The sequence below is a fragment of the Desulfosarcina sp. genome (assembly GCF_033791525.1).
GTDB lineage: Bacteria > Desulfobacterota > Desulfobacteria > Desulfobacterales > Desulfosarcinaceae > Desulfosarcina.
The window spans coordinates 1-17,726 of record NZ_JASJGN010000101.1 but is presented as its reverse complement, the minus strand read 5'-3'; the positions used below and the strand labels follow the sequence as shown (position 1 = coordinate 17,726).

Below are 17,726 nucleotides of genomic sequence, written 5' to 3'. Positions count from 1 at the left end.
GCCAAAGTACCTTTTGATTGGGAGAACGATGCCGTACCCGCGAGTGCCGAGGTGCAACTCGGGAAAATGTTTACGCCATCATTTGGTACCTACGTGGACGGTCTTATCGGTATTGGTAGCGACAAACCCTATGACTGGGGAGTTGGCGTAGGGCTGCGCTTTAATTACTGATAAAGAAACAGGCTTGGGGGTCGGGTTTCAGGTGTAAAAAGTATATTATTTTAATGTGTTAGGATGTTAATGCTATTCACGATTAAACTTTATAGAATATTTTTTTATTATATTACAATTCTGATATTGCTCTCCTCGGCCAGTCATGCGGACTGGATAAACCTTTCCGGTGCCGAGAATGCCCGCAATATCGCCGAGATTTATGTCGAAAAGGATCGTGTTCGTATCCTAATGGAAATATTCGTCGACGATTTGACGGTATTTGCGGAACTGATCCCGGAGAGTTTCTTTTCCGAACCGCTTCCCGGCCGACCGGGCCTGGCGAAACGCCAGCAGATCTTTGCCGAACGGGTTCTCCAGGTCGTCACGGACCAGGGCGAGAAACTTCATGTCAATTTCGCATTGGTAGAACCGCGAATCCGCGTCAAGCGGCCGTCTCCTTTTGCCGGGAAGATCAGTCCCTTCACCCGGCAAATAATACCAGGTCCGCCCGCGGACAAACGGGTCCTTTATGCTGAGCTAATCTATCCCTTTGAAGAAAAGCCAAAGTCGTTGACCTTCATCCCTCCGCAAGACGACAATGGACTGCCAAAATCCAGCATCGGTTTCATCTGTAACCACCAGGGGGTGACGGTGGTCGACTTTCGTATCCTCTCGCAAGGGAGCACCCTCCATCTCAACTGGGACGACCCGTGGTATTCCGAATTCGATAAGAAACCGTTGCGGCGCAAAATCGGTTCCGGGATGCGCACCTTCCTCTACATTGAACCGTTTGAGGTGCGCAACGAGATATTGGTGCGGGTTAAGGACATGATGAACTGGATTGATTTCGACCTGCGCGGAGATAAGACTATTGAAGAAGATGAGTTCAACCGCGTCCGCGAGCAGATCGGTCAATTTTTCATGGAACGGGAGAATGTGCGCATCGACGGTCAACGGCTCAAACCGATCCTCGACAGGACCGCCTTCGTCGAATCATCGCTGCAGCGCAGTCGCTTCATTGAAATCCCGGAGCAGGTGCCCCTCAACTCAGCTATGGTCGGGGTGATTGTCACCTATCTGACCGACGGGATGCCGCAAGAGGTCACCACAACCTGGGAGCTCTTCTCGGAGCGGGTGCAGAATGTGACCGCACGCATGACCGACCCGGCCGGACCTTTCCCCTACGACCTGACCCCTGACGATAATGTCTTGAAATGGAACAACTACCTGAAAACCTACACCATCCCCACCGTCGAAAAGATCAATGTCGCCGACCAGCATCGCGGGGTGCCGGTACCGCTCGGGAGTGTGGTCTGCATCGTCTTACTGCTTCCCATTAGTTGGAGTGTCCTGCAACGTAGGAAGCATGGTGATTCAGTCAAACCACTATTCGGACTGATCGGCCTGCTATTTATCGGTGCACTGGTGTTGATCCCGGTTTTCCAGGTTCCAGTCGGCGGCAGTGCCCGGGCCAGTCAGTTTGCTGCGGAAGACGGCCAGGTGGTCCTCGATAGCCTTATGAAGAACGTCTACCGCGCTTTCGACTTCCGTGACGAGGAGGATGTTTATGATAAATTGGCCATATGTGTCAGTGGTGAATTGCTATCCGACCTCTATCTGCAGCAGCGGCGGTCACTGGTGGTCGAGCAGGCCGGCGGAGCCCAGGCTAAGGTGAAGGAAGTCGCCATCGAAGATGTGGTGGTTGGCAAGTCGACCAAACATGACGGCGCCCTCGATCTTCGGGCGCAATGGACGGCGCTTGGGCAGGTCGGCCACTGGGGGCATGTCCATAGTCGCCAGAACCGTTACGATGCAATCGTCACGATTAAGCCAATGGCTGGTGCATGGAAAATCATTGACCTCGAATTGATAGAGGAGAACCGGCTGTTTTGATTTCTGGAAAACATAAAATGAGATATCCAAATCATACCACAATATTTGCGATAGCTGTGCTTACTGCTGTTATGTCTTGATTTATACCTGCATACGTTAGCTTGTGTTTTTATCTATCCGTATAATTTGTGCCAAAATTCTAAAACTGATTATTTGTTCGATCCGTATGCATTCTTTAATTTCAGGCTTTGCTTCAGATAGGCCTTGAGCTTCTGCTGCACCTGGCCGTAAAGCGTTTCAGGGGGGAAGTTGCCTTCTGCGTTGGGCGCTCCGGCAGCTGTTCCGGTGAGAATTTCGATGCCCGCTTCAACGGTGGCGACCTGCCAGATCTTGAACTGTCCCTGCTTAACCGCATCCACGACGCTTTTTTTCAGCATTAGGTTCTTCACGTTGGCCGCCGGGATCATCACGCCCTGACTGCCGGTCAGCCCTTTGCTGCGGCAGACCTCGAAGAACCCTTCGATCTTCTGGTTCACCCCCCCGATAGCCTGGACCTGGCCCTTCTGGTTCACCGAACCGGTGACGGCAATTCCTTGGCGGATAGGCACTCCTGACAGGCTGGAGAGGATGGCGTAAAGCTCCGTGGACGAGGCGCTGTCGCCGTCGATGCCGCTGTAGCTCTGTTCGAAGGTCAGGCTGATGGACAGGCTCAGCGGGTAGCGCTGGGCAAAGGTGCGCCCCAGGTATCCGGAGAGGATCAGCACGCCCTTGTCATGCGTTTTCCCGGATAGCTTGGATTCACGCTCGATGTTAATGACGCCGGATTTACCCATGAAGGTCTCGGCGGTGATGCGTGACGGCCGGCCGAAGGCGATTTCACCCATCTGGTAGACGGCCAGCGCATTGACCTGGCCGACTTCCTCCCCGTCCACGTCGATCATGATGGTGTCTTCCACATAGTTTTCGTGGATTTTCTCTTCATACAGATTATAGCGGAAGCGATACTCCGTGAAGGCCTTGACCACGTAGAGGGATGTCACCCGGTCGGCATTGTCTTTTTTGGCCCAGTAATCGGCCTCTTTGATCACCCCCACCACGGAGCCGAAGCGCAAAGAGAGCTTGCTTTTGCTGTCGATGGCTTTTTCACCATACTCAACCACGGCCGAGACCCCGTCGGGGGTAAACGGCAGCAGGTTTTCGTCTCGGCAGACCCGTGCGATGAATTGGGCATAGAGCCTTACGGTCTCGTCGGTGCGGACCACTTCATAGTCAAAGTCCGCCCGCACCCGGAAGATCTTGTTGAATTTAGGATCGTAGTTCTGCAGAATCTGGAAAGGCTCGTAACCCCCCAGCAGAATCACTTTTACGTCCAGGGCCACCGGTGTCGGCCGCAGGGAGGCGGTGCCCATGCCCATGTCGTGGGCCATGTCCTCAATGCAGAGCACCTTGTTCTGCAGGGCGCGTTTGAGCGATTCCCATACCTGGCGATGGGCAAGTGCCGACTCCACTTCCAGGATGAGAAAACCACCGTTGGCCTGCAGCAGGGACCCGGACTGAACCATGGTGAAGTCGGTGACCAGGGTGCCCATGAAGGCCTTTTTTTCGATGCGACCAAACACGTTCTGATAGGTGGGGTTGGTTTCGAATACCACCGGTGCCCCCTCCATGCCGGAGCGGTCCTGCAGCACGTTGACCCGGTAACGATTTAAGGAAAGTTCCCTGGCATCCTCAGGCGCGTTGCCGTTGCCTTCCGTTTCCTGTTGCCGGGGCAGGAAGAGGGCCACATTGTCCACCATGTCTTCCTGCAGTTCATCCAGGAATTGTAGAATTTCCGTTTGATCCTGGTAATTCTCACGGACCAAATCCAAACGGTTTTTCACCACGAACCGAGCCAGTTTTCCGGCCGATTGCTGGATCTCCTTTTGTTGGGTGTGGTTGATCCGGTTGACTTCCCGCATGGCTGTCTGGATCTCTTCCTGGAAGGATTGAATAGTCTGTTCGATACCGGCCCGCTCCTGATCGGAAAGGCTTTCGAACTCCTCCTCGGTATAGGGCGCTTCCCCGTTCAAGGCGATGGTCTGGTAGCCTGACGGCGTTTTATCCAGCTTCAGGTGCTTTTCCAGGGCCGATCGATCCAACGCCTCGAAGTGGTCTTTTATCTGCTGCCCGTATCTTTTCTGGATCTCGATGATCTTCTCATGAAACGGATCCGTCTGAAATTCTTTGGGCAGGCGAATTTTGAGGTCAGTGATCAGCCGGTTGAGGCTTTTGGCAAAACGGGCGGCTTGGCCGGGGTGCACCGGCAGTGCTTTAGGTCGATACTCATCCTTGAAATTGTTGACCATGCACCAGTCCGCAGGCGTGGGCAAGGCTTTGGCTGCCTTACGGATGAGCTCCTGCACGATGGTGGTTTTGCCGGTGCCTTCCGGACCGGTAACGAAGATGTGGTATCCGGCGCTTTTCATCTCCAGCCCGAAGGTGATGGCTCGCACGGCACGCTCCTGGCCGATTACCTGGTCCAGCGGCTCGATGTCGGCGGTGGTTTCAAAATTGAACATGGATGGCTGGCACAGGCAGCGCAGGTCGGACAGCTTTACTTCGTTTCGGGCGGTCATAGTCGCTCCTGATTCGTGGATGAAGAATACAACGAATATCCAATGTCGAACAGGGAACCGCAGAATGATGAAGGAAGGAACTCTGTCTTTTAAATATCGCTATCGCGCAGCGATCCCTTCCTTCGACATTCGTGATTGAAAATTGGACATTCTACAGTTCGCTTTTCTCCTGGGTTTCCGTAACCGTGAGCTTTATCCTGAGAGACAGTTCGTCCAACTGCGCCTTGGCCGCCTCCGACGGGGCATTGGTGAGCAGACAGGCGGCGCGCTGGGTCTTGGGAAAGGCGATCACGTCGCGGATGGAAGGCTCGCTGCAAAGCAGCATCACCAGCCGGTCGAATCCGAAGGCGATACCCCCGTGGGGCGGGGCGCCGGACTCTAACGCATCAAGCAGAAAGCCGAACTTCTCCTGGTAGACATCCGGCGGCATGCCTAACGCTGCAAAGACCCGCTGTTGGAGCTCCATGTCGTGGATACGAATGCTGCCGCCGCCCACTTCGAAGCCGTTGAGCACCAGGTCGTAGGCCCGTGAGCGAACGGCCAGGGGGTCGGTTTCCAGTTGGTCGTAGTCTTCCTCCAGGGGAGCGGTAAAGGGGTGGTGCAGGGCCTGGTAGCGCTTTTCCACCTCGTCGTATTCGAACATGGGAAAGTGGGTGACCCACACAAAGTCAAACCGGTTGTCGTCGATGAGCCCCAGCTGTTTACCCAGGTGGTTGCGCAGGTGTCCCAGGGCCTCGTTGGTGACTTTGGGCTGGTCCGCCACAAAAAAGACTAGATCGCCGGGGGCCATGTCGATCCTTTCGGCCAGGCGGGCCTTCTCCTCGTCGGTGAAGAATTTGGCGATGGGGGACTGCCAGGCATCTTCGCGCACCTTGATCCACGCCAGGCCCTTGGCCCGGTAAACGGCCACGAACGCAGTCAGGTCATCGATCTCTTTGCGTGAAAAGTCGATGCATCCCTTGGCGTTCAGGGCTTTGACGATACCACCCTTTTTGACCACATTGGCGAAGACCTTGAAACCGGAGCCTTCAACGATGTCGGAAATGTCTTTGAGTTCCAGGCCGAAGCGCGTGTCGGGCTTGTCCAGGCCGTAACGTTCCATGGCCTCGGTGTAAGTCAGTCGGGGAAAAGGGCGGGGCAGTGATTGGCCCATGACCTCGTCGAACAGGCTGGCCATCATGCCTTCGCTGACGTCCATGAGGTCTTCCTCGCCCACAAAGGACATTTCCATATCGATCTGGGTGAACTCCGGCTGGCGGTCGGCCCGCAAATCCTCGTCCCGGAAGCAGCGCACGATCTGATAGTAGCGGTCGAAACCGGATATCATCAGCAGCTGCTTGAACAATTGGGGAGACTGGGGCAGGGCGTAGAACTGGCCGGCATTGACACGGCTGGGCACCAGATAGTCCCGGGCGCCTTCCGGGGTGCTTCTGGTTAGCACCGGCGTCTCGATGTCCAGGAATCCGTTGTCGTTCAAAAAGCGTCGCACCGATGCGCCGGCCTTGTGCCGGGTGATGAGGTTGCGCTGCAGCGGCGGGCGCCGCAGGTCCAGATGCCGGTTTTTAAGGCGGATGGGTTCGGAGACATCCACGTTGTCCTCGATCAGGAATGGCGGGGTCTTGGCCGGATTGAGAATTTTCAGCTCATCCACCAGTACCTCGATCTCACCGGTGGGCAGCTTGGCGTTGATCATGCCGTCGGGCCGGGGCTCCACCCGACCGCGGATGCCAAGGACGAATTCGCTGCGCAACATGTGCGCCTTGGCATGGATGTCCGGATTGATCTCCGGGTTGAAGACGACCTGGGTTATCCCCTCCCGGTCACGAAGGTCGATGAAAATCACGCCGCCGTGATCCCGCCGTCGCAGGACCCAGCCCATCAGGATGACTTCTTTGCCCATATCCTGGGCACTCAGGGCGTTGCAGTGATGGGTTCTTCTCATGTCGCCGAGGATCTCAGCCAATGGATTGCTCCTTTTTGGAAAATGTTTCGATCAATGTGTCCACGATCACACCCACGGGGATGTCTTTTTGGGTTTTGTCGGCCATGTTTCGAAGCGCCACCATTCCCGATTCCAGTTCACTCTCCCCAACGATGAGCACCCGACCGGCACCAGCGCGATTGGCTTGCTTCATCTGGGCCTTCAGGCTCTTGCCCCCATATTCCATGGCGGCGCCGATGCCTTTGAGCCCCAGAGCGGCAGACCATTCGAAGGCCAGTTTCTTGGCCGGTTCACCCAACGCGGCGATATACAGGTCAGGCGGTCGAATGGTCGCCGGGGCGTTCAACGCGACGATTTCCGCCAGGCGGTCGAAACCGATGGCAAAGCCGATGGCCGGGACCTCAGGCCCGCCCAGGGAACCGACCAGTCCGTCGTAGCGCCCGCCGCCCGCTACGGCACTCTGGGCGCCCAACGCGCCGGTCTGGATCTCGAAAGCGGTGCGGGTATAGTAATCCAGCCCGCGTACGAGCTGTTTGTCTACGTTGAATGGAACGCCCAGCTGGGTCAGCATATCGGTGACCGTCGAGAAGTGGCTGCTGCAGTCATCGCACAGGTAGTCGAGGATGGCCGGGGCGCCCTTCATGGCTTCCCTGCAGCCGGGAACCTTGCAGTCCATTACTCGCAAGGGATTGCGGTCTTTTCTGCGCAAACAGTCACTGCACAGGGATGAGGCCGCCTTGGCAAGCAGCGTGGACAGGGCCTCCTTGAACCGGGGTCGGCAGACGGGGCAGCCCAAAGAGTTGACGTGGGCCGTGGTGTCGGTCACGTTCAGGCGCTCGAACAGGGTGCGCAGCAGAAAAATTAGCTCCACATCCGCGTAAGGCGCCGCCACACCGAAAATTTCCGCATCGATCTGGTAGAATTGGCGGTAGCGGCCCTTCTGGGGCCGTTCCCGACGGAACATGGGGCCGATGGTGTAGAATTTGCGAACGGGATCCTGGGCATACATCTTGTGCTGGATATATGACCGGCATATGGATGCCGTGGCCTCGGGCCGCAGGGTCAGTTGATCACCTTTGCGGTCGGCAAAGGTGTACATCTCCTTTTCCACGATATCCGTGTCCTCACCAATGCTTCGCGCGAACAGTTCGGTCTTTTCCATGATGGGAATGCGGATTTCCCGGTAGCCGAAATCTTCGAAAAGGGCGATGGCGGTGCGTTCGATTTGCTGCCACAGCTCGGTTTCACCGGGCAGGATGTCCTTGAATCCTCTGATCAGTTGTATGTTTGGTTGGCTCATTGGTTAACCAATACCTTTCGGGCATTCTGTAACCCCATGATGACGCGCCGCCGCAGTCTGCCGGCGAACGTTGACGGCTTCGTAAAAAGTCCGATATCTGCGTTACGCTTCAGCCCTCGTCACTGCGGCGTACGATAAGTACGCTGCCTACGGCACCCGCGATAGCGGTATTCTCGGGATGGAACATGAATGTTCGCCGTAAGGATCTTGATTGGTTTTACATTCGCTCGCTTAAGCTCGCTTTCGCGGCCCGCAAGCCTTGATCTCGAACCTTTTACGAAGCCGTCGGAAATCCGACTTTCCACAAGTTCATCAACGTTTACGCGTAAACCTGAACATCTATCCCAGGATTTCGCGGATAGTCAACATTAATTTGGCGCAGATGGGTGGACGTCATCGTTTACCGGCAAAATCGGCAAGGATGCAGGCCAGCAGCAGGGTGCGTCGAGGCAGGCTGGATTTGATCATGTATTCGTCGGGGCTGTGGTCCCTGCCGCCGATGGGTCCCATGCCGTCGACGACCGGGGTGCCGGCCTGGGCAATCGTGTTGGCGTCGGATACACCCGGGCGACATTCCGAGCTGACGGGTATACCCAGGCGTCCGGCAATCTTTTCGACGCGGGCGTACAGGCTCTGGTTGGCATCGCCGGCGGGCATGGGCGGTCGGCCGGAGATGATTTCCAGGGTGGAGGCGGTGCCGGTCACCCGGGTGTCGGCGGAGATCCTGGCCAGGCGGTTTTTCAGCCTCTCTCCATCTTCAGGCCGGTTGAACCGGAAGTCCAGCCGGGCCCCGGCGTGTTCGGCCACGGTGTTGGGGCCGATGCCGCCGGTCACCGTCCCCACATTGGCGGAGATTCCCCGATCCGGGTCGTTGAGCGCCTCGATGGCCAGGGTCTTATGGGCCATTTCCAGGATGGCGCTGGCCTTGTTGGCCCCGGCAAAGGCGGCGTGGCCGGCCCGGCCCTTAATTGCAAGTCTGGCTGACAGATTCCCCTTTCTCGCAGTAACGACCTCACCGTTGAGTCCGCCGGCTTCCAGTACAAAAGCGCAGGTGCTTTTGCGTGCTTCCTGGCGGATCAAGGTCTTGGATCTTCCGGAGCCGATTTCTTCATCGCTGTTGAGTACAAACGCGATCGGTATACGGTTTAGCAGACCGATGGCGGAAAGGGCCTTGAGGGCAAAAATCCCCGCTACCAGTCCACCTTTCATATCAATGACTCCGGGGCCGTATGCCCGGGTGTCATCCTCCCGGAAACCGGTAAAATCCGTGTCTGCAGGAAAGACCGTATCCATATGCCCAACCAAGAGCACCCCACCGGCATCGGTCGGCGGGCATGGGGTGCGGACAACCAAATGGTTGCCGATGGCTTCCTCTTCGATTACCGTTGCTGACAGGCCACATCCGGCCAACGCGTCGGTGACCACGCGGCCAACCGCATCTACGCCGATCTTGTTGTGGCTGCCGCTGTTGATGCAGACCATTTTTTTCAACAGGGCGAACATCCCGCGTTGATGGGTTGTCAAATGCGTTCGAAGACGATCGTCCATGGCAGTCACTCTACCGGCAGGCTAATTCGGGGTTGGTATAATGGTTCGGATTAACAGCCCTCACGGCAAATGGCAATCGTTTTGTAAATTGCCGGCAATAAAGGCGTTGCGGCCACTTCGCATTGTTGACATGGGTGTTGATTTTGGATACCGTAATTTCTTTTCCACAGCGGCTAAAAACACACCACCTTCAGGATGGCACCATGATTATCGGGTTGGATGTAGGCGGTACCCACACGGATGTGGTCCTTTTAGGACAAGAGGGGCTGGTGCGGCAGATCAAAGTCACCACCAACCCGTCTGACCTGTTTGCCACCGTGCTCACAGGCCTGGAAAAAATCACCGAAGGCATCGATCCCGCCCGTATCAGCCGGGCGGTACTTTCCACCACCCTGGCCACCAACCGCATCGTGCAGGGTCGGATCCCCGAGGTGGGAATGATCGTTTCCTCCGGTCCGGGAATGGATCCCGAACTGTTTCGAACCGGCCCGCATTATCACGCCGTGACCGGGGCCATCAATCACCGGGGGCGGGAGATTACTCCCATCGATGAGGGTCAGGTGTTGAAGGCGGCCGACAGTCTGAAAAAAAACGGGATTCGCCACGTGGGGGTGGTTTCCAAATTTTCCGTTAGAAACCCCGCTCACGAGTTGGCTGTCGGTGATCTTCTCGGCGATCGCTTCGAAAAGGTGTTTCTGGGCCACCGGATCGCGGGACACCTCAACTTCCCACGCCGCATAGCCACCACTTTTCTGAATGCTTCGGTTTACCCCATTCACAAGGATTTTTTCGAGGCCGTGGTCAATTCACTGGCCAAAAAGGGGCTCAGTGTGCCCATCCGCATCCTGAAACCCGATGGCGGGAATATGCGTTTCGATGCCTCCATCGACCATCCGGCCCAGACCATCCTGTCCGGGCCGGCGGCCAGTGTAATGGGTTCCGTGGCCTTTGCGCCCAAGGATGAAGTCTGCCTGGTGCTGGACATCGGCGGCACCACGACGGACATGGCGGTGCTGGTCAACGGCGTGCCGCTGCTCGATCCGATGGGAATCAGCATTGGGGACCACAAGACGCTGATCCGTTCCCTGGAAACGGTTTCCATCGGTGTCGGCGGAGACAGTGCCGTGCGGGTGGTGGACGGAAAGATCCATATCGGTCCGGACCGGCTGGGCATGGCCATGGCCTACGGCGGGCCGGTACCCACCCCTACGGACGCTATTTTTCTGCTGGGCATCGGCCATGGGGGCGATCCGGAAAAAGCCCGGGAGGCTATCCAGTCGGTGGCCCAAGCCCTGGGTACCGATCTTCAGGATGCGGCCAATCGGATTTTTGATCAGGCCTGCCGGACGATTCTGGATGAAGCCGGTTCCATGGTCGAGCGGATCAACGCCAAACCGGTGTACACGGTCCACGAGTTGTGGGAGGGACATCGCCTGCAACCCCGGAAGATTCTGGTGCTGGGCGGCCCGGCCCCCTGGTTTGCCACGGGTTTGGAACGCTTGAGTGAGAGTCGGGTGACTGTGGTTCCCCGGTGGACGGTGGCCAATGCCATCGGTGCCGGTCTGGCCCGCACGACCTGCGAGGTGACCTTTTTTGCCGATACGGAGCGGGAAATCGCCACCGCACCGGAGGAGAATTTCACCACCGTGATTCCGTCGACCTACACCAAGGAAGACGCCGTCGACGCGACCCTGGATCTGCTTCGCCGCAAGGCAATCGCCCGGGGCGCCAATCCCGAACACCTGGAGCTGGAAGTCACCGAGGCCATGTCATTCAATATGGTTCGCGGATTTTATACCACCGGCAGGAACATCCGGGTTACGGCCCAGGTCAAACCCGGGCTGATACATGGCTACGACCCGATTGCGGAAAAGATCATGGACAGCAGTTTTCCCTGAAGGTTTTAATTGTTATTACCTTGATATAGTGTTCATCCACAAATGGTAGATTTTGGTTCAGGCCAAGGCCGCAGCGATGTTGAAATTGACGGCGTAGCCGTAGCAGCGCTACGTTGAGGATAGCGCTGAAGCTTCACTACGTGCTTAAAATCGCGAGAACGCCGGCCTGGGCCGAAAGATGCTGTTTGTGGGCGAACACTGATGGAGTCTGCCATGCTGCGCGCCAAACATAAAACCGGCCTGGTCTTTTTCCCCGCTTTCGACTGGGCCATCAGCCCCACCCATCCGGAACGTGAAGAGCGGCTGCTTTACACCCAGGATCAGGTGTTCGAAGAGGGCATTCTGGACATCGAGGGTATCATCGAATACAAACCCGACCTGGTTACCAAAAAGGACGTTCAGCGGGTCCACTTCTGCGTGCCGGACCTGTGGGCCGTGATGACCGAGTCCCATTTCATTAGCGCCGGCGGCGCCAAGACCATTGCCATGGCCGTGATGGACAAGCAGGTGGAGCGCGGGTTCGCCCTGGTACGGCCGCCGGGGCACCATGCCAACCGGGTGGTCCACGGTGCCAGAGGGTTCTGCAATGTCAACATCGAAGCCATCATGGTCGAATATATCCGCCAGGCTTACGGGGTCAACCGGGTGGCCATCGTGGACACGGACTGCCACCACGGCGACGGTACCCAGGAGATCTACTGGCACGATCCGGATACCCTGTTCATCTCCATCCACCAGGACGGCCGCACCCTCTACCCCGGCTCGGGGTTTTTGAGCGAACTGGGCGGGCCCAATGCCGTGGGCAGCACCATCAATATCCCGCTGCCGCCCAACACCTCTGGGGAGGGGATCCTGCATGCCATTCGAGAAGTGGTGCTTCCCATTTTGAAGGAATTTCAGCCGGACATTGTCGTCAACTCTGCCGGACAGGACAACCACTATTCTGACCCCATCACCAATATGAATTTTTCGGCCCAGGGGTATGCCGAGCTGACAACCCTGCTCAAACCCGACATTGCCGTTCTGGAAGGCGGGTATGCCATCGAGGGGGCGCTGCCTTATGTGAATGCCGGCATTATTCTGGCCATGGCCGGCATGGATTACAGCCACCTTCAGGAGCCCGATTTCGACCCCGTGAAAATCCGGCAGTCCCCGGAGGTTTCCCGCTGGGTGCACAAAACCTGCGACAAGGTGCTGGAAAACTGGCACCAGCGGCGGCACCTGGCAGACGTCTACCGGGGGGATTGCCAACTCATGAACCGGGATCGCGACATCTACTACGATACAGACAATATCCATGAGCACCAACAGGAGACCATCCGGGTTTGCGACAGCTGCGGGGGCGCCCTGAAAATCGATTCCGCCGCCCGGGGGATGAAACATATCCTGGCGGTGCACATCCCGCGAAACGTCTGCGAGAGTTGCCGCAAACAGGGCTACCAGTGGTATGATTCGGCCGACACGACCCGATACGATAAGGTTTACCTCCAGGATCGTTCCGGGGATGTGATTACAGAAAAAAGCCAGGCGACCTGACCCGGAAACACAAAATCTTAAATAACAAACTCCAAATTACAAATCTCATTAAATTCCAAATTACAATGTCCAAATCCCCAAAAGGGCAAAAACCGACCGATGATGTCACTTGAATTTATCCAATTTGATTGGAATGTCCTTTCTTCAAGACCGTAAGGTTTGGGATTTTTAATTTGGTTATTGTGATTTATTTGTCATTTGGGTTTTGGTTATTGTAATTTATCCTTCATCGCCTTTTCCCATCGACGAGATCCCATGTCTTACTCCCGACAAGCCGCCATTCGATCCAACCTGGAACAACGCGCCCGGGTAATCGATGCCGTCCGCGCCTTTTTTTCCTCAGCGGGATTTCTGGAAATTGAAACACCGGTACGCATCCCGGCACCGGCTCCGGAGATCCATATCGACGCCCAGGAAACGGGAGACTGGTTTTTGCAGACCTCACCGGAACTTTGCATGAAACGGCTCCTGGCCGCCGGCTATGAGAAGATCTTCCAGATCTGCCGGTGCTTCCGTAAAGGCGAGCGCGGTGGCCGCCACGTGCCGGAAATGACCCTGCTGGAGTGGTATGCGGCAGGCCTTGATTATCTGGACCTGATGACTCAGTGTGAGGAATTAATCGGTTTTGTGGCCGCCCGAACGGACATCGGCCGGCGGCTCGTCTACCAGGGGCAAACGGTCGACCTGACACCGCCGTGGGATCGGTTGACGGTGGCCGAGGCCTTCGAACGGTTCGGTGGGATGACGGTTCAGCAGGCACTCGACAGGGAATGCTTCGACGAGATCATGGGCCTCGACATCGAACCGCAGCTTGGCGTGGAGCGGCCACTGTTTCTCTACGACTACCCGGCCCGCTGTGGCGCCCTGGCCCGGCTCAAGCCCGCTGACCCCTCGGTGGCCGAGCGATTCGAACTTTATATCGCCGGCATGGAACTGTGCAACGCCTTCAGCGAACTCACGGATCCGCAAGAGCAGCGCGTCCGTTTCGACGCCGATAACCGCGCCCGAGGAGCAATCGGCAAAACGGTTTATCCCATTGCCGAACCGTTTCTCCAGGCTCTGGAAAGCATGCCGTCGGCTGCCGGAATTGCTTTGGGATTCGACCGGCTGGTGATGCTTCTTACCGGCGCGGCATCAATCGACGAGGTGGTTGCGTTTGTACCGGAAGAGCTCTAGTATCTATCCAGAAACGGTATCTTTCGGCCCAGGCTGGCGTTCTCCCGATTTTGTGATCCTCGACGTAGCGCTGCTACGCCTGCGGTCCCAAAATCGCTGCGGCCTTAGCCTGAACCGAAACCTACCATTTGCGGGCGGACACAGCCTAACTACCATCTCATAGGATGATAAAAATAACCCAAGGAGACAAACCATGAGCGAACTCAAACGCACGATTTTATATGACTGCCACCTCAAATCAGGCGCCCAGATGGTACCGTTCGGCGGGTGGGACATGCCAGTGATGTACGGCGGGGGGATTCTGGCCGAACACCTGGCCACCCGCAAGGGTGCCGGACTGTTCGATGTCTCCCACATGGGCCGGTTTGTGTTTCGGGGTTCAAGAGCGCTAGAATTTCTGCAATATGCGCTTACCAACAACGCCGAGGCTCTGGATAGCCTCGACAGGGGAGCCCAGTACACACTGATCCCCACCACAGCCGGCACGGCGGTGGACGATGCCTATCTCTACCGGTTCGAAGACGACGAATACTTGTTGGTGGTCAATGCCGGTAACCGTGACAAGGACTGGCAGCATTTCCAGGAACTGCTGAAAACGTTCGATCATGTAGAACTCATCGACCGCAGTGACGATCTGGCCATGGTGTCGGTGCAGGGGCCGACATCCCGTTCGATGGTGTCGGCAATCATCGCGGCTGGGCGTTTGCCGGAGCCCGCGAGAAACGCACTGAGCACGGTGTCTATCGCCGGTGCCAGGGTTCTGCTGGCGCGTACCGGATACACTGGTGAACCACTGGGGTTCGAGTTGTTCATTCCCCGCGCTGCAGCGGTGGATGTCTGGGAACGGCTGGTGGAAAATGGAGCCACGCCCGTGGGCCTGGGCGCCCGGGACACCCTGCGGTTGGAAGCGGCGCTGCCCCTTTACGGTCATGAACTGGGCACGGATTCCGACGGACATGAAATACCCATTTTTGCCTGTCAGCTGGCCAAGTTCGGCGTCAGTTTTTCTCCATTGAAGGGCGATTTTATGGGACGCCGGTCCCTGGCGCGCCAGCACGACGCGTTCCGGAAAATCCTCTTCCGGGATTTCTCGGCCATGGCCGATCTGCCCCGGATGATCCGGCCGCTGGTATTGGCCGGGCGCGGCATCGCCCGCCAGGGAGCCAAGGTGTTTGACGGTGACAGAATCGTGGGGACCGTCACCAGCGGCACCATGGTGCCCTATTGGGAATTTGCAGGTCAAAGCGTTCATGCCGACCTCAGTGACACGAATCAGCGGCGCTCCATCTGTCTGGCCTATATTGACAGCGATATCCTCGACGAGGCTCCGCTGTCGGTTGAAATCCGCGGAAAACAGGTGCCGGCCATGGCGGTGCCCTATCACATGCGCAGCGAAGCACCACCGTATACCCGGCCTATTTTGTATGATCATGGTCGTGTGCGAAAAGCCGTTGAATCGGATACCACCCAGGCCGATGCCCTGCGTCTGCTGAAGAAGGCCACGGTCAACCACCGCTGGCGGCAGCAGGCCTGCATCAACCTGATCCCCTCGGAGATGACCGCTTCTCCCCTGGTGCGCATGCTCTCCATCACGGATCCGTCCTTCCGTTACGCCGAGCACCGCAAACTAAAAGCCTATTACGATGCCGAGGTGTTCTACTACCAGGGCTGCGATTTCATTGATGAGGTGGAAGCACTGCTGGTCAAGGAAATGAAGCGATACTTTGGATGCGCCGAGGTGGAGACCCGGGTGATCAGCGGGCAGATGGCCAACACTGCCGTTTATAGCGCCATGTTGGACTATATCAACCGGGCCGACCGCAAGTGTGAACCCCGGCGCATGCGCAAGGTGATGAACAACCACATCGGCAAGGGCGGCCACCTCAGCGCTCAGCCCATGGGCGCCCTCAGGGATTTCGTGGCCCGGGACCCAGCCACGGAACGGCCGTCGGTGGTCAATTTCCCGGTCCTGCCGGACAATCCCTTTCGCATCGACGTGCCGTCCACGCTGAAGTTGATCGACCAGCATCGGCCCGAGTTGATTATCTTCGGCAAGAGCATGGTCATCAGCAAGGAACCGGTCGCGCCAGTCAGGACCTTTCTGGACCAGCAGGGCATCGACGCGGTAGTGATGTACGACATGGCCCATGTGCTGGGACTGGCGGGCCCGCATTTCCAGGATCCGTTCAAAGAGGGTGCCGACCTGGTCACCGGTTCGACGCACAAGACTTTTTTCGGCACGCAGCGGGGCGTGGTGGCCAGTCGCTATGCGGAAGCCGATGAACGTTATGCCCTTTGGGAAGCCATCGAACGGCGGACCTTTCCCGGATCGGTGTCCAACCACCACCTGGGGACCCTGGTGGGACTCCTGCTGGCCGCCTATGAAATGAATCATTTCAAGGACGCCTACCAGTCTGCGGTCATATCAAACGCAAAGGCATTTGCACGGGCACTTGCCGATTGCGGGCTGCACGTTGCCGGCGACCCGGCCGAGGGTTACACGGAAACCCACCAGGTGCTCGTGGATGTCGGGTATGCCAAGGGCCCGCAGATCGCCTGGCGCCTGGAAGCCAACAACATCATCTGCAACTATCAGGCGGGACCCGAAGACGAGAGCTTTTCCGCTTCTGGCATGCTGCGAATGGGCGTGTCCGAAATGACCCGCTTCGGCATGGGGCCCCAGGGATTTCAACAACTGGCCCAACTGATGCGGGATGTCGTTATGGATGATATTCTGGTAAAGGAAGCGGTGTCCCGGTTGCGAGAACAATATTTGGACATCCAGTATTGTTTTAACGCCGATGTGTTTGAAGAACAGATGAGAAAGCTAATGGAGACCCTGATGTAACGATTAATCAATCGTAACGAATTGATTTCGGTTTTGGTTTACTGCATCATTTTTTTACACATAAGCGTCGGTTTTTTACCTAATTATGTCTTGTCTTGCGTGCACTCATGACGTTTTCCAACACCCAGTTAAAAAGAAAAAAGCAGGCCGCACACGGCCTGCTTTTTTATCTCCCACATCAGTGAAAAGAGCTGAAACTATTTCCTAATCGCCTTCAAGGAGATCCCTGATTTGGTCTTGGGAACGGTGAACTTGTTGCCTTCTGCAAAACCCCTTTCATCAATCATCGATTTTGGAATGACGACACTGCCGCGTTTACTCACCAGGACTTCTTTAGCCGAATTGGCTTTTGCTTTTCCACGCCCGGATTTGATTTCCGGTGTCTTGCCAGCTTTCATCAACGCATCGAGATGATGCGTTTTGGATTGTGCGGCGGTGCTGAATTTAAAGGCTTTCATGATTTCCTGCTGATGCTTCTCGCTTTCGACCATTTTGATTAATTTGGCACCGTCGATCTTTTTTTCTAAAAAAAGAACGGTTTGATTCCATTTGATTGTCTGCCTGCGACTCGCGATCAGGGACTACCGAAAAAGGCAGGTTTGCCCCAATGTTGCATAAACAGTATGGAAAAAGATAGCTAAATGAAAGGTATCATAATGAATATAAACAGGTTTCTACCATATTCTGGATGTCACCAACGGTGATATCCAAGAATGGCTCAGTTTTTATCATTTTGTTTACATTCCATGAAAGCTGGAAGACTTCATATCCCGTGTTGTCAAGGGATCGCGGTAGCCGATTACAGCTTCACCCTTGACGCCTTGGCTCTGAAGCCCTCCAGCTTTTGCAACGTTGTGGATAATGTGCCCTGACATAT

General features: G+C 56.4%; 10 protein-coding genes. 5 read left to right on the top strand and 5 right to left on the bottom strand.

The features are described from left to right. Nucleotides 1-240 precede the first annotated feature (240 nt). Nucleotides 241-2,046 carry a hypothetical protein gene (locus tag QNK41_RS04815; RefSeq protein WP_319254313.1) on the top strand — a complete coding sequence of 602 codons (1,806 nt, stop codon included), beginning with the start codon at nucleotides 241-243 and terminating at the stop codon, nucleotides 2,044-2,046. A 149-nt stretch (nucleotides 2,047-2,195) separates the two neighbouring features. Here QNK41_RS04815 and QNK41_RS04810 read toward each other — a convergent pair whose 3' ends face one another. The 4 genes from QNK41_RS04810 to QNK41_RS04795 form a co-directional block, all read right to left on the bottom strand. Further along, entirely contained in the window at nucleotides 2,196-4,601 is a 2,406-nt protein-coding gene (locus QNK41_RS04810; protein ID WP_319254311.1) for an AAA family ATPase, read from the bottom strand. Nucleotides 4,602-4,752: 151 nt separating this feature from the next. Continuing rightward, nucleotides 4,753-6,564 carry an aspartate--tRNA ligase gene (gene aspS / locus QNK41_RS04805; RefSeq protein ID WP_320416508.1) on the bottom strand — a complete coding sequence of 604 codons (1,812 nt, stop codon included), beginning with the start codon at nucleotides 6,562-6,564 and terminating at the stop codon, nucleotides 4,753-4,755. Next, nucleotides 6,557-7,843, bottom strand: a complete 1,287-nt coding sequence (gene hisS / locus QNK41_RS04800) for a histidine--tRNA ligase (protein WP_319254309.1) — start codon at nucleotides 7,841-7,843, stop codon at nucleotides 6,557-6,559. The genes aspS and hisS overlap by 8 nt, the downstream gene beginning before the upstream one ends. A 393-nt stretch (nucleotides 7,844-8,236) precedes the next feature. Next, nucleotides 8,237-9,391, bottom strand: coding sequence for a M20 family metallopeptidase (locus QNK41_RS04795; RefSeq protein ID WP_319254307.1), 1,155 nt, complete (start codon nucleotides 9,389-9,391; stop codon nucleotides 8,237-8,239). A 203-nt stretch (nucleotides 9,392-9,594) separates the two neighbouring features. On the opposite strand from QNK41_RS04795, the gene QNK41_RS04790 reads away from it, so the two are divergent. The 4 genes from QNK41_RS04790 (at nucleotide 9,595) to gcvT (ending at nucleotide 16,849) form a co-directional block, all read left to right on the top strand. Beyond that, the gene (locus QNK41_RS04790; RefSeq protein ID WP_319254304.1) at nucleotides 9,595-11,289 is read left to right on the top strand and encodes a hydantoinase/oxoprolinase family protein; all 1,695 of its coding nucleotides are present in this window, start codon (nucleotides 9,595-9,597) and stop codon (nucleotides 11,287-11,289) included. A gap of 213 nt (nucleotides 11,290-11,502) precedes the next feature. Next, entirely contained in the window at nucleotides 11,503-12,825 is a 1,323-nt protein-coding gene (locus QNK41_RS04785) for a histone deacetylase (RefSeq protein ID WP_319254302.1), read from the top strand. A 255-nt stretch (nucleotides 12,826-13,080) separates the two neighbouring features. After that, on the top strand, nucleotides 13,081-14,001 hold the full coding sequence (epmA, locus tag QNK41_RS04780) for an EF-P lysine aminoacylase EpmA (RefSeq protein ID WP_319254301.1): 921 nt from the start codon (nucleotides 13,081-13,083) through the stop codon (nucleotides 13,999-14,001). A 193-nt stretch (nucleotides 14,002-14,194) separates the two neighbouring features. Next, nucleotides 14,195-16,849 (top strand): glycine cleavage system aminomethyltransferase GcvT, encoded by a 2,655-nt coding sequence (gene gcvT / locus QNK41_RS04775; RefSeq protein WP_319254299.1) that lies wholly within the window; start codon nucleotides 14,195-14,197, stop codon nucleotides 16,847-16,849. A gap of 197 nt (nucleotides 16,850-17,046) precedes the next feature. Here gcvT and QNK41_RS04770 read toward each other — a convergent pair whose 3' ends face one another. Beyond that, on the bottom strand, nucleotides 17,047-17,307 hold the full coding sequence (locus tag QNK41_RS04770) for a hypothetical protein (protein WP_319254297.1): 261 nt from the start codon (nucleotides 17,305-17,307) through the stop codon (nucleotides 17,047-17,049). Nucleotides 17,308-17,726: the final 419 nt, after the last annotated feature.